This window comes from Grimontia sedimenti, assembly GCF_011045095.1.
In the GTDB taxonomy this organism is placed as follows: domain Bacteria; phylum Pseudomonadota; class Gammaproteobacteria; order Enterobacterales; family Vibrionaceae; genus Enterovibrio; species Enterovibrio sedimenti.
In genome coordinates, this window is record NZ_JAALDL010000004.1 from 1 (window position 1) to 14,686 (window position 14,686).

General features: G+C 51.0%; 7 protein-coding genes. 5 read left to right on the forward strand and 2 right to left on the reverse strand.

The features are described from left to right. From G5S52_RS07065 to G5S52_RS07075, 3 genes are all read left to right on the forward strand, one after another. Positions 1-7,467: beta strand repeat-containing protein (locus tag G5S52_RS07065; RefSeq protein WP_165012429.1), on the forward strand; the 7,467-nt coding region annotated here is incomplete at its 5' end. Between the two features lie 146 nt (positions 7,468-7,613). Continuing rightward, positions 7,614-8,231 carry a thioredoxin domain-containing protein gene (locus G5S52_RS07070; RefSeq protein WP_165012430.1) on the forward strand — a complete coding sequence of 206 codons (618 nt, stop codon included), beginning with the start codon at positions 7,614-7,616 and terminating at the stop codon, positions 8,229-8,231. A gap of 28 nt (positions 8,232-8,259) precedes the next feature. Further along, positions 8,260-8,574, forward strand: a complete 315-nt coding sequence (locus G5S52_RS07075) for an antibiotic biosynthesis monooxygenase family protein (RefSeq protein WP_165012431.1) — start codon at positions 8,260-8,262, stop codon at positions 8,572-8,574. A 32-nt stretch (positions 8,575-8,606) separates the two neighbouring features. Here G5S52_RS07075 and metC read toward each other — a convergent pair whose 3' ends face one another. Then, positions 8,607-9,794 carry a cystathionine beta-lyase gene (gene metC / locus G5S52_RS07080; protein ID WP_165012432.1) on the reverse strand — a complete coding sequence of 396 codons (1,188 nt, stop codon included), beginning with the start codon at positions 9,792-9,794 and terminating at the stop codon, positions 8,607-8,609. Between the two features lie 248 nt (positions 9,795-10,042). Between metC and G5S52_RS07085 the strand changes: the two genes are divergently transcribed. Both G5S52_RS07085 and G5S52_RS07090 read left to right on the forward strand, forming a co-directional pair. After that, complete coding sequence (locus G5S52_RS07085) at positions 10,043-10,918, forward strand: phosphate/phosphite/phosphonate ABC transporter substrate-binding protein (protein ID WP_165012433.1); 876 nt, start codon at positions 10,043-10,045, stop codon at positions 10,916-10,918. Between the two features lie 21 nt (positions 10,919-10,939). Next, entirely contained in the window at positions 10,940-13,570 is a 2,631-nt protein-coding gene (locus tag G5S52_RS07090) for a hybrid sensor histidine kinase/response regulator (protein WP_165012434.1), read from the forward strand. On the opposite strand, the gene cscK is transcribed toward G5S52_RS07090, so the two are convergent. Beyond that, on the reverse strand, positions 13,571-14,500 hold the full coding sequence (gene cscK / locus G5S52_RS07095; protein WP_165012435.1) for a fructokinase: 930 nt from the start codon (positions 14,498-14,500) through the stop codon (positions 13,571-13,573). Between the last annotated feature and the right edge of the window lie 186 nt (positions 14,501-14,686).

Below are 14,686 nucleotides of genomic sequence, written 5' to 3' on the forward strand. Positions count from 1 at the left end.
AACTGGACCTACACGGTAGACCCAGACAAAGCGCAAGCTCTACCGGACGGGGAAGAAGCAACCGAAACCTTTACCCTTACTGCGTCTGATAATTCAACGCACGAGATTGTGGTCACGGTCGAAGGCACCAACCAGTCTGCGGTTGTCACCGGTGATACTACTGCCTCTATCACTGACGTTGATACCTCAGCAACGGGCTCTATCACGGTGACCGATCCGGATTCCGGCGAAACGGCCACCATCGGCAACACCACGATTGAGGGTAACTACGGGACCTTTGAATTAGTGGATGGCAACTGGACTTACACGGTTGACCCAGATAAAGCCCAGTCTCTGCCAGAAGGTGAAGAGGCGACCGAGACCTTCACACTCACCGCATCCGACAACTCAACGCACGAGATTGTGGTGACGGTCACCGGCACCAACCAGTCTGCGGTTGTCACCGGTGATACTACTGCCTCTCTCACTGACGTCGAAACGTCAGCAACAGGCTCTATCACAGTTACCGATCCAGATACCGGCGAAACGGCCACCATTGGTAATACCACCATTGAAGGTAACTACGGCACCTTCGAATTGGTGGACGGTAATTGGACCTACACGGTAGACCCAGACAAAGCGCAAGCCCTGCCGGACGGGGAAGAGGCGACCGAAACCTTTACCCTCACGGCGTCTGATAACTCTACCCATGAGATTGTGGTCACGGTTGAAGGCACCAACCAGTCTGCGGTTGTCACCGGTGATACCTCCGCCTCGATCACTGACGTCGATACCTCAGCAACAGGCTCTATCACGGTTACCGACCCAGATTCCGGCGAAACGGCCACCATCGGCAATACCACGATTGAAGGCAATTACGGGACCTTCGAACTGGTCGACGGCAACTGGACTTACACGGTAGACCCGGATAAAGCGCAAGCCCTGCCGGACGGGGAAGAGGCGACCGAAACCTTTACTCTGACTGCGTCTGATAACTCGGCGCACGAGATTGTGGTGACGGTCACCGGCACCAACCAGTCTGCGGTTGTGACTGGCGATACCACCGCCTCGATCAGTGATGTAGATACTTCCACGACGGGCTCTATCACGGTTACTGACCCGGATTCCGGCGAAACCGCGTCTATCGATAACACCACCATAGAGGGCAACTATGGTACCTTCGAATTGGTCGATGGCAACTGGACCTACACGGTAGACCCAGACAAAGCCCAAACACTTCCAGAGGGCCAGGAAGCCACCGAAACCTTTACCCTTACGGCATCTGACAATTCACAACACGAGATCACTGTTACCGTTGAAGGCACTGATCAAGCTGCAGTGGTGACCGGTGATACCACCGCCAGTCTTTCTGACACTGACACTTCCGTATCTGGCTCTATCACAGTGACGGATCCAGACAGCGGCGAAACGGCAAGCATCAGCAACACTGATATTGATGGTGAATACGGCACCTTCTCACTGGTAGATGGTGAGTGGACCTATACCGTCGATCCGGATAAAGCAGAGGCAATCTCTCAGGGTGATACTGAGACTGAAACCTTCACCCTCACAGCATCTGACGGTTCGACTCACCAAATCACCGTCGATGTAGTGGGAACCGATCAGGCAGCAGTCGTCACTGGTACGACAACAGGCACAATTTCGACTGCTGATCTCTCCAGCGCGCTCGTGGGCAATGCCTTCATCATGGATGAGAATTTCAGCGTTGAGTCAGGCGAGTTCCATACCTTCAATTTCCCACCATCCATCAATTTCAGCAGCGGTGGTGTCAGCGTCGAATTCACTGATAACGACGCGCGTCTGGATGGCGACAACACACACAACGAATACTCCAATGACAGCTCACAAACTATCGAGCTAAACGGCGTTACTTACCCTGCAAACCTCGACTACACGCTTCAGTACACGGACGCACAGGGTAACGTGTATACCATGGCAATTGTCGATGTGGACACCAATGCCGATGGCAACAACTACAACGCAATTCCGGACAACGGTAAGGTGCTGATCCAGCTCGATGGCCCAGAGATCACCCCAGATACCACACTCACATTAGTACCGGGCTCGTACAACAATATCGACAGTCTCGATTACGACGATATTGCAGCACCCGTTACTGTAAGCGGCACCATTGAAATCTCTGATGTCGATAACAACGACAGTCCATCTTTCGCAAATACTACAGTCGAGGGACAGTATGGTTCACTCACTTTGGTAGATGGTGAATGGACGTACACCGTAGATCGCGACAAAGTGGAATCACTGGGTTCTGACGACAATGCTCAGGACGTGATCACGCTGACCGCCACTGACGGCACGACACAGAACATCACCATCAACATCTCCGGTACCGATGATGGCTCCATCATTGCGGGTGATGTGACGGGCAGCATCACCGAGGATGTCGGTGCGCAATCCGTCTCCGGCACCATTACTATCACTGACCCAGATAGCGGCCAGACACCTACTATTCCAGATGCGACATTGGATGGTACCTACGGCACGCTTGAGCTGGTTGACGGCGAATGGACTTACACCGTTAACACCGACGCTGTTCAATCGCTGGCGCAAGACCAAGTTGTTACTGACAACATCACAGTCACTGCAAGCGATGGCAACCAACAGGTCATCAGTATTACCTTGACCGGTACGAACGATGCCGCTGTGGTAACGGGTGATACAACGGGTAATGTGACCGACGCCGACGCCTCGACATCTGGCACCATCACAGTGACGGACCCAGACAGCGGCGAAAGTGCGAGTATCAGCAACACAACTATCGCCGGGGAATATGGCACCTTTACCCTGACCGATGGAGAATGGACTTACACCGTCGACCCAGCGAAAGCTCAGCCGTTGACTGACGGCGAAACCGCTCAAGATACCTTCACGCTAACGGCCTCCGACGGTTCTACCCATGATATCGTGATGACGGTGACTGGCACGGATCAGGCTGGTGTTGTCTCAGGCACCACCACTGGCAGTGTCGATGCGGCAGGCTTCCAGCTTAACATTGAAGTCGGCGAATCTATTTCCAGCGGCAATATCACCACTGGCGACAGCAATAGCGCGTGGACAACCACGACCACGACAATTGACGGCGTGCCTTATGTCATTTCCACTTCGTTTGGTTACGACGGCACCACCATCATTTCAAGGGTTGAAAACGACGGCTCACTCACTGAGACTGACCGCATCACCTACGACAGCACCACTGGTGTGGTGACTTCTTCTGTGACAGGTGATATCACCTCCACGGTTGAAAATGCAGGCTTCTCTGTCGGCGCATTGGGTAACGGTCTCACCCAGTCCAATGTTTCAAGCATTGACGGACAACCTACCCTGTTCTTGACCTCGCAGAATAGTGGTTCCATTTCTGCCTGGCAGATCTCCGACAATGGCCAACTGACCCCAAATGGCGGCCTGACCTTTGGCAATTCGCAAACCGGCATCGTGCGTGAAAATGTCACCTTCGAAACGGATGACGGGCAAACCCTCATTTTCGCAACCCGTCCTCAAGGCGACACCATTGATGTACTGACGTACGACCCAGAAACCGGCGACATTCGCGAAACAGGAAACTCGTTTGCTTCCGGCGATGTGGTGTCGGGAATTGATATTGTCACCGTGGGTGACAATACCTATGTCACCTCAGCCAGCGAAGGCAGCGTCAACATCTACTCAGTCGACAGCGCGACAGGTAACCTGACCCTCATCGATACCAAGTCTGTCGCAGAGGGCGACGGTAACTCTGTCACCATTTACGAAACACCAGATGGCAAGACTTACGCTATTGCTTCAAGCAGCGGCGCAGATGTCACCACGGTGTTCGAAATTGGCGAGAATGGCGCACTGACTCAAACTGACACCATCTCGAATGCGGGTGCCTACATGTCGACCGCTGGCTACATTGATGGCGAGCCGGTATTCGTTGCACCTAATCCAGACGGCGGTGTTGATCTGTTCACTATCGGTGATGACGGCAAACTCGTTCATCAGGGCAACGTAGCATCCATTGAAAACGACAACACTCCACCTGTGATTGTGCAGACCGCGGATGGCAGTTACTTCCTGGTTGACGCGGATGGCAACACCACCTCGGTTGAACTCAATATCGGTACCGAATCGCTCATCACAACATCGGGCTCATTAGATGTTGTCGACGTAGATGGTGGAGACACCACTGTGTTTGAGAACGCGACGGTGGAAGGCACCTACGGCACGCTCGAACTGGTCGATGGCAACTGGACTTACACGCTGGATGAAGGCAAGTCCCAAAGTCTGGGTGAAGATCAAACTGCGCAGGATGTCATCACCCTGACGGCGACGGATGGAACAGAGCAAACCATCACCATTACGGTGACGGGTACCGATGACAAACCGGAAGTCTCTGGCGATGTCACCGCGCAAATCTCTGAAGACTCGCTATCGCAAACCGTCAGCGGCACCCTATCGATTACCGATGTGGATACCAACGACACACCAAGCTTTGCTAGTACGACAGTAGCAGGCCAGTACGGCGCACTATCCTTGATTGATGGTGAGTGGACTTACACTTTGAGTGATGCGGCACAATCGCTCAGTGAAGGTCAGCAAGTTGAGGATGTCATAACGCTGACAGCGACTGATGGCACCACTCAAGACATCGTAATCACAGTGACAGGCGCTGATGACGCGTCGTTCATCTCAGGCACGACTTCCGGCAGCGTGACCGAAGGTGATGCGGGTGATGTGATAACAACCAGCGGCAAGCTTTCAGTTAGCGATACCGATAGTGACAACGTCACAATTCCGGATAGCAATCAATCGGGCACCTATGGCTCACTCTCGCTTGTTGACGGCGAATGGACATATACGCTCGACAACAGCAAGGCGGATAGCCTCAACGAAGGCCAGAACGTGACAGATACCTTCACTGTGACGGCTTCGGACGGCTCCACACAAGAGATTGTGGTGAACATCACCGGTAGCGATGATGCTGCCACCCTGACGGGAGACACTACAGCAACCATCTCCGATACTTCTTCAACGTCGGAAAACGTCACTATTAACCGTGGCTCCGATGGTACCTGGGATGTGGGGGATGGTGACAACTTATACCTCAACCTCAGCAATATCACTTCGGATGCGCAGTACAGCAACAGTGTGGGTTACTACGTGATGGATGGTAGCGGCAATGTCATCCGTTCGGCGATCATCTTCGATAATGCTCACTCAGTAAACAACTCGAGCGTTAACATCAACACAGCTGGCGGGGAGAAAGTTGGCCTGTTCATGATTCCTGACGGTGACAGCCAAGGGTTCAATGTGGGAAGTGTCAGTCTCAGCTTCGGCAGCGGTGGGGTCACGGCATATCAAGGCAGTGCATCAGGCACGACGTTCGTCTCGGAATCATCGAAAAACGGCAGCAGCTTCGATTACGAGTCCAATTCCGGCACTTATTCAGCCTGGGAGGATCTGGTTGGCGGTGGAGACCGCGACTACAACGATGTCGCTTTCTATGTCACCGCCACGCAGCAACAAGACCAGCCTATCTCAGCCAGCGGCTCAATCGGCGTATCAGACGTTGATAGCGGCGACACACCAACTCTACCGAACACCACAGTTCAAGGTGAGTTCGGTACGCTTGTGCTGACCAATGGCAACTGGACCTACACCTTCGATGAAAGCAAAGCACAGCAAATCGATGAAGAGACTCTGGAAACCATCGTCATTACTGACTCTGAAGGCGGACAACATGAGATTGTCATTGCTATCCAGGGTACAGATGATGCACCAATTGTCACTGGCGTATTCAGTGGTGCAGTGACCGAAGGCGATTACGGCGACAAAGTCACTGTTAGTGGAAATATTGCCATTAGTGACCCAGATGCTGATGATACGCCAGAGTTCCTGAACACCACGATTCAGGGGGACTATGGCACGCTCACGTTAACTGACGGTGTCTGGACTTACGAACTGGATGATGTAAAAGCGGAAGTCCTGTCCAGCTCCGACTATGTCACCGACACCATCACGCTGACGGCGACGGATGGCACGGTGCAAAACATTAATGTTTCCATCACAGGAACCAACGATGACCCATTTGTCGTCGGCACCAATACAGCCGCTATCGTGGCGCCAGACTCCGTGACCAGTGAGTATGTAGACATTGGCAACGCATTCGTCCTCAATGAGGGTTATACGTTCTCTGGCGGCGACATGCAGTACTACGGTAACGAGCCGACATTCCAGTTCAATGACTCCGGTTCGACGATACGTTTCTATGACAACGACACTACGGTGGACGGTGACAACTACAGAAATGAGTATGTTCAGGATTCGAGCCAAAAAGTCGAAATCAACGGGGTGCAGTACTCAGCCACCTACGACTATCAACTCGATTATCAAGATTCAGCGGGAAATGTTTACTCCTTCGCTGTCTTTGATGTCGACCTTGATGGTGATGGTAGCTTCAGATATGACTCCAATGAACAAGGCCGCGTGATTGTGCAGATAGACGGTCCACAAATCACTCCAGGACTCACCATGGATTACCTGCGTGATACGCCAAATCAGCCAAGGTCGATGTCATATTCTGACTTCACTGATTTTTCTGGTGCGACGCTCGAAGCAACAGGTGTGCTTTCTATCGTTGATTTGGATGCGAATGATTCACAGCCTGAATTTGCTGACACCACAGTAAACGGCCAATATGGCTCACTGGTATTAACCGACGGTGCTTGGACTTACACACTCGACCCTCACTCAACACCAGCATTAGGAGAACATGATACTGTTACTGAGGTAATCAGTCTCACCGCCACAAATGGCATGCAAACGCAGGTCAATGTCACCATCGGTGGCTCAGAGTCAGCAGTCAACAATGCGTCGCTGAACGGCGTGAGTGATGCGCTGGATGATGTTATTGCCCTTGATGACGTTACCTTCTCTGGTAGTGATGGTAATGATCGCATAGCAGGTAGTAGTGAAGTGGACGTGTTACTCGGCAACGGTGGTGATGATGTCATATACGGAAATGCGGGGAATGACATCATCGATGGCGGTCTTGGTGATGACCTGCTCTTTGGTGGTCAAGGCAATGACCTGATGGCGGGTGGTTCAGGCTCAGACACCTTTGCTTTCCTCAACGGAGATCAAGGCACAGCCAACGCACCGGCCGTTGATCACATTGCTGACTTTGATGCCATGCAAGATGCTATCAATCTCTCCGACCTCTTGAACAACGAAACAAACGACTCACTCGGCGAGTATTTATCGTTCAGTGACGACGGAGAAGGGAATGCCATGCTCAACATTTCTTCTCAAGGCGACGGCAATGTGGATCAGCAGGTAGTATTCGACAACATGAGTGTCGAAGATATGGCAGATGCTTACAGCGTCGACATTACCGGCATGACCTCCGAGCAAATCAGCTCTTCGGTTATTGATGCGATGATTATGCAGAGCAAGATGATTGTTGACTAAATAACAAGAAGCCCAAGAGCCTAGCGCTCCTTGCCAGCCGCCCTCCGGCTGGCATTTTTTTGTCTTGAGTTTCGTGGAGTACGGTATACTCGTTCTTCTAAAATCCACCGCGAAAATGAATTCGCTAAAAATAGTGATTAAGTTTTATGAAACTCAAGCGTTTCCTTCTTCCATTGTTTGCAGCACTCACAATCACCGCCTGCAGCGATGAAGCGCCCCAAAACGACAAATACACTACGCTCGCAACACCTGTAACTGTGGAAAGTCTGCCAGCGGTCACCGAAGTCTTCAGCCTGTCATGCGGTCATTGCCGTTCAATGGAAGCGGCCATTCCTGCGATTGAAGCTGCCGCTGATGTGAAAATTGGCAAAGCGCATGTCACCTTCAATGAAAACGCCACCTTTGCGGCAATGATTTACTATTCCGCCATGAGTCAGATTGACGGCGCACCACCAGAAGGTTTGACCGAAGCCCTGTTCAAGTTTGTGCAGGAAGACCAGTCTGATGACGCGGAAAAGAACAAGGCCATCCTGAGTTCACTGTTTGCGCAATACAATCTGGTCAGCCCTTTTGACATGACCGAAGCACAACAAGAAGCACTGTTTGCAGATATGGAGCGTGCTGATCAGATCACAGTAGAATCTGAAATCAGATCGGTACCGACGTTTCTGGTTAATGGCAAGTATGTGGTGAATACCAGTGCACATCAAAGTGCCGAGGAACTGGCCGACACCCTAAAAATGCTGATGGCGAATAATCAGTAATCACGAGCTTAGCATTCAAGGAGTGAAGATGATTCTGGAAGTCGCCATATTGAGCGTGGTTCCTGGGCAGGAAGCGGCGTTTGAGAACGCCTTTGCGAAAGCACAGGCGATTATTTCGGCGCAGAAAGGTTACATCAGCCATGAAGTCCGTCGATGCATGGAAAAGGCAAACCGCTACATACTGTTGGTTAACTGGGAAACCTTGGAAGACCACACAGAGGGATTTAGGCAATCCGAAGGGTATCTAGAGTGGAAAGCCTTACTGCATCACTTCTACGATCCCTTCCCCACGGTTGAGCACTACGAGTCTGTGCCAAACCTTACAAACACAAACGGCGCTTGATGCGCCGTTTTTTATTTCTCACCGAAGCCCGATTACTTCAAGCGTTCAAAGCCAGCTTCCAAATCCGCAATCAGATCCTCCACATCTTCCAGACCGATGTGCAGACGAACCAGGGTGCCGCTGAAATCAACCGGGCCAACTGGACGAATGGCATTCAGTTCTTCAGGCTGGTTCGCCAGCACCAGAGACTCGTAGCCACCCCACGAATACGCCATGCTGAAGTGAGTGAAGTTATCCAGATAATTCGCAACCTGCTCGTCGGTAAGCTTCTCTTTCAGCACGAAAGAGAACAGGCCACAACTACCACTGAAATCACGCTGGTAGTTTTCGTGACCCGCACTTTCAGGCAATGCTGGATGGTTCACTCGCGCCACTTCAGGGCGAGCGCTCAACCATTGAGCTACCGCGATGCTGTTTTCCTGATGCTGCTTAAGACGAACACCCAAAGTTCGCAAGCCACGGGATGCCATGTACGCGGTATCCGCATCCACCATTTGCCCCATCAGGTAAGAGCGCTCGCGCAGACGCTCCCAAGTGCGTGCATTAGCGACCGCTGTGCCGATCATGGCGTCAGAGTGCCCAACAATGTATTTGGTGCCTGCTTGAATAGAGATATCAATATCATGCTCAAGCGCTTTAAACAGAATTCCCGCTGCCCAGGTATTATCAATCATGATCACCACTTCAGGGTTCACCGCACGCACTGCTTTTACAATGGCAGGAATGTCGGGCACTTCCATGGTGATAGAGCTTGGTGATTCAAGAAAGACCACTGAGGTTTCCGGTTTCACCAAAGCGCCAATATCAGCACCTTTCATCGGGTCGTAATAAGTCGTAGCAATACCCATATCGGCAAGAATGGTGTCACAGAAGGCCTGGGTTGGCTCATAAGCGCCACCCGTCATCAAAACGTGATCACCGGTTTTGACAAAAGAGAGCATGCTGTTGGCAATGGCTGCTGCGCCACAAGGATAAAGCACACAACCTGCGCCACCTTCCAGTTCAGTCATGGCATCTTGAAAGGCAAAGTGCGTCAATGTGCCACGGCGTCCGTAGAATAACTCACGCTCCCCACGATGTTTTGTCGCCACTTTTTTCTGCGCCACAGAATCAAAAACAATCGATGACGCGCGCTGAATCACACTGTTAACACTGCCTTTGCAGTACTCAGATTTTCTCCCCGCAGACACCAGCGTGGTATTCAGTTTTCCCGATGACATGAACTCTCCCTATTCAACCCCAACAATACCCAGAAACAAGAGCCTGGATACCTTCAAAATTCGTATTGGCAAAGATTACCTTAGTTACTGCCGAAATGCAGCGCTCACCCGCTTGAATTTGCCCAGCACCCTTCGCCACCTTAGGCCATAAAGTGTGCGCTTGACACCCTCTCGGCTCCGCAACTGACGCAAATATAAGACACTGTACTATAGTTAAGTCAACGTCAGTGGATAGGGAAATATTCGCAATGAGATCAATAGGTAACCGCAGATTAAGCAAGGCTATTCTTGCCTTGGGTATCGCACTCAGCAGTGCCTTTCTAATAACTGCAACCAAAGCCGTGGCGCATGCTGGCGCCCACGATGATGAATCCCAACCACTGGTTTTTGGTATTGTCCCTCAGCAATCGTCAGCCAAACTGATCCGAAGCTGGAGCCCGGTGATGAAGGAGATCAGTGAACTTTCCGGCCTAAAAATCCGCTTTGCCACGGCACCTAACATCCCAGAGTTTGAAAAACGTTTGGCGGAAGGGAAGTATGACATTGCTTACATGAACCCCTATCACTTTACCGTTTTCAATCAATCACCCGGTTATAAAGCCATTGCCCATGCCAAAGACAAGCGAATTAAAGGCATTCTGGTAGTGCGGAAAACATCGGGCGTAACATCGCTTGAAGATTTGGATGGAAAAAGGCTGGCCTTTCCTGCACCTGCCGCATTTGCTGCCACCTTGCTGACTCAAGCCACACTCAAAAACAAAGGTATCGTGTTCGAGCCTCACTATGTCGGTTCCCACGACTCTTCCTATCTCGGCGTGGCTGATGGCCTGTTCGACGCAGGAGGCGGCATTGTCCGCACACTGGGTGGGGCGCCACCTAATGCCAAAGACAACCTAAAAGTGCTCTACACCACTGATGGCTTTACGCCTCATGCTATTGCCTCACACCCGTCCCTTTCAGATGAGCAGCACCGGCGGTTACAGGAAGCATTTTTGACGCTGTCGAGTACACCAGATGGCATAAAAGCATTGGAGAAATTGAATATCAAAGGCTTCCAAAGTGCGATCGACAATGACTGGGATGATGTCCGTGCCCTCAATATTTCCGTGATTGAAGCCAAATAACACTGACAGGACTTTAAAGCGATGACGTTTCGCCTAAAGACAATTTTAGGTATTGCACTTATCGAGCTTATCTTGCTCGCGATACTGATTGTCTCGGGGATCGGCTGGCTAAGGGATTCCAACGAGCAGCAGATCATTAATGACGGTAACAGGCTTTCGAATACCTTTGCCATCGCCGTGCGTGACGCCATTATTTCTACTGACCTTGCCAACCTCCGCGCCTTTACCCGTGAAGCGATTCGTGACGGTGATATTGCCTACATCCGAATCATGAACGACGAAGGGCAGGTGTTGGCAGAATCCAATACCCTTGGTAATGACGCTGTTGCACCGGATTATGCGCAGTCGCCCTCTGATGCAATTGATGGGATTTATGATATCCGCCACCCGGTCGCTATCGATGACTATGTCGTCGGCCAGATTGAAGTAGGATTAGATGTTAGCGCATTCAGTCAGCTTATCGATGATGCTCAGAAATACGCTGTTTCCATCGCAGCACTTGAAATGGTGTTGGTAGCGCTGTTCTCTCTGGCCTTCGGCTCATTACTGACCAAACAATTGTTGACGCTTCGGGAAGGCGCTCTGAAAATCCAGAAAAATGGCCCTGGCGAAACCGTGCCCGTAGAAGGCAGAGATGAAGTGGCACAGGTCGCCAATGCCTTTAATGATATGTCAGTCGCCCTTTCCCATACCTATGAAGAGCTTTCGCGAGAAAAGAACCGATTCAAGCAACTTGCTGCACAAAACAAAATGCTGGCAGAAATCGTTGAACAATCCCATGAAGCCTATTTGATTACCGATCTGGGTGGCTATGTGGCGCTATCAAATGACGCACTCAATGAGTTGCTCGGGTACCAAGAACGGGAAACCTGTGACAAAGATTTTCAGGTACTCCTGTTCGGTGAACATACGACTGAAGTTGGTGCCTACCAACTGCAGGAGGCTATCAATAAGGGCGAGAGAGTGACCGTCAGGGCAGAATGCTTTACCTGCACTGGTGAGGCATTGCAGACTGAAATTACCGCCTTCCCTATCATCAATGCCGCGGGAGTTACTGACCGGTATGTGTTGATTGTCCGTGATGCCAGCGAGCGCCACGAATTCGAAGAAATGCTCAAAGAAGCCGCTTCTGCCGCCCGTCATGCCACCGAAGCCAAATCACAATTCCTTGCCAATATGAGCCATGAGATCCGCACCCCAATGAACGGCATCATCGGCATGTCTGAAATGCTGAAGGAGTCCTCCTTAACCAAGGAGCAAGCCGGGTTTGCCGGCATTATCAATTCCTCAGCCAAAGACCTGTTGCAGCTTATCAATGATATTCTCGACTTCTCCAAACTGGAGGCAAAGAAGTTAAAGCTGGACTCAGAAAGATTCTGTCTGGCCGATACCATCGAAGAAGCCGCTTCTCTTGCTGCCCTTGCCGCAGCGCGCAAAGATTTGCTGGTGGTTATCGATATTCCCCCCAGTCTGAATACCGAGGTGCAAACCGACGAGCTACGGTTACGTCAGGTGTTTAACAATCTACTGAGTAACGCCGTCAAGTTTACCGAGCATGGTTACATCCGTTTCCAGTTGCGCGGCGAGTATGACCCTCAGAGCCGCAACACCACGTTCACCTTTTCAATCGAAGACACTGGCATTGGTATTCGGGAAGACAAAATTGAAGAAGTGACCAAGGCATTTGAGCAAGTTGATAGCTCCACGACCCGTCGCTATGAAGGAACAGGGCTGGGGCTTTCCATCACGAAAAACCTGCTTGAACTGTTTGGTACTGAGCTGGAAGTACAGTCTGAATTCGGTAAGGGAAGTATATTTTCTTTCTCCCTCACCTTACCCACCTTTGAGGATTTAGAAAGCACCCAAGGCGCGCTGATAAACCAACACATCGCCGTGATCAATGCAGACCCTTTACATCGCCCAATCATTGATCGCTATTTTACCCATTGGCAGGCAAAACTGACTTACCTGACAACACCGGACGTGCTGGAAGCATCGAAGACAACATTTGATGCCGCTGTCATTCTCGCCTCCGATGCAGCGGATCTTCTTCCTGAGCCTTACTGTCCTTGGGTTGGCGTGATCCCAAATTTAGCTGATTTTGAGCGAAATCCGGATGGCATTGAGCAAAGATTTATCGTCAAGCCTCTTCGCATGGGTCAGCTACTGCAAGAATTGCAACTCAGTTTGATGATGGAACCTTCCGCGATGACCTCCCAACCGGTCAAAACACAAAATGACCATTCAGCGTTGCAATCATTGTCCATTGCGGTGGTCGATGACATCGAATACAACCGGGAAGTCACCAAAATATTTCTTGCCGGGGTAACAGACAACGTTGTTTATTTTGAGAACGGTAAGGAGGCGATTGCCTACTACAAAAAGAACCCGTTCAACATCCTTATCACTGACATTTCGATGCCAACTATCGATGGCTATGAGCTGACCGCACGTTTGCGTCAATTCGGGCAGGAACATGATATCCCCCACCTACACATCATTGGGCTATCCGCCCATGCCGGAAAAGAAGATTTTGAACGGGCAATCAATGCGGGCATGGATAATTACCTCACCAAGCCCCTAAGCCGCGCTGATCTGATTGAAGCTTTGAACCAAGCCGCTGCTTCCAGAGCCGAAGCGGAAAAAACATGATTAATCGTCGATAAAAGCCTGAAGGCTCGCTAAGTCTGGCAGTGCGGTCATCGCACCTTTTTGTGTGGTCGCTAATGCACCACAGGCATTTGCCCAGATCACCGCCTCTTTTGCCATTTCTGCGTGTTTCCAGCTATCACCGGAAAGACGGGAAAGATACCCCAGCAAGCCACCCACAAACGCATCCCCCGCTCCTGTGGTATCAACCGGGCTCACGACTTTTCCGGTGACAAGCGATTGAACATCATCCATCACCAACCAAGCCCCCTCTTTACCCTGAGTGATAAGAATCATCGGAACGCCGAGCGCTTTCACATCGGCCAAAGCTTCTTCCAGCTCACTTTTCTGGGTCAGGAACAACAATTCATCATCCGAGAATTTCACCACATCCGCCATAGCAACAGCACGCATGACAACGGGAATTATCTCAGCTTGGTTCTGCCAAACCTCATCGCGCAGGTTAGGGTCGAAGCTGACGAAGCCGCCAGCCGTTTTAATACGTGTCATTGCCTCGAAAGTGCTGCCGCGTGTCGGCTCATTCGCAAGGGCGATAGAACAGGTATGTAACCAGTCTCCCGTGCCAAAGGAAGGGATATCTTCTGGCTGCATGAATTGGTCAGCACTCGGCTTCACCATAAAGGTGAAACTGCGCTCGCCGCTGTCATCTAAATCAACCACTACGGTTGAAGTGCGCTTGTCTTCATCCAAAACGAGGTGGCCAACGTCTACCTTTTCATTTTCCAGCGTTTGCGCCAGAAAACGACCAAAAGGATCGTTTCCAACACGGCCAAAGAATCCCACGTTCCCATCTAGCCTTGCCACAGCAACCGCCACATTGGCAGGCGCACCGCCGGGGCATTTCAGATAAGTCATTTCCGTATCGGGGATCAAATCAACGACCGCATCTCCCGTTAACCACACTTTGCTCATCAACTCTCACCCTGTCTGAATTCACTAAGGTTTATACCCAAACAACCTGAAGATACGCGCTGAATCCTGCATCATCTTCGGGTGTTTGGGTATAGCATAGGCTGCGATATCGACTATACCCAAGTGACACAGTGCAAGGTGCTTTGTTTATTAGATTTTTTTGCTCCCAAAGAAAAAGGAAGCTAA

Bases quoted from the DNA above. Each gene is read 5' to 3' on its own strand.
- cscK (WP_165012435.1), bottom strand. From the start codon at position 14,500: ATGAGCAAAGTGTGGTTAACGGGAGATGCGGTCGTTGATTTGATCCCC.
- G5S52_RS07090 (WP_165012434.1), top strand. From the start codon at position 10,940: ATGACGTTTCGCCTAAAGACAATTTTAGGTATTGCACTTATCGAGCTT.
- G5S52_RS07075 (WP_165012431.1), top strand. From the start codon at position 8,260: ATGATTCTGGAAGTCGCCATATTGAGCGTGGTTCCTGGGCAGGAAGCG.
- G5S52_RS07070 (WP_165012430.1), top strand. From the start codon at position 7,614: ATGAAACTCAAGCGTTTCCTTCTTCCATTGTTTGCAGCACTCACAATC.
- G5S52_RS07085 (WP_165012433.1), top strand. From the start codon at position 10,043: ATGAGATCAATAGGTAACCGCAGATTAAGCAAGGCTATTCTTGCCTTG.
- metC (WP_165012432.1), bottom strand. From the start codon at position 9,794: ATGTCATCGGGAAAACTGAATACCACGCTGGTGTCTGCGGGGAGAAAA.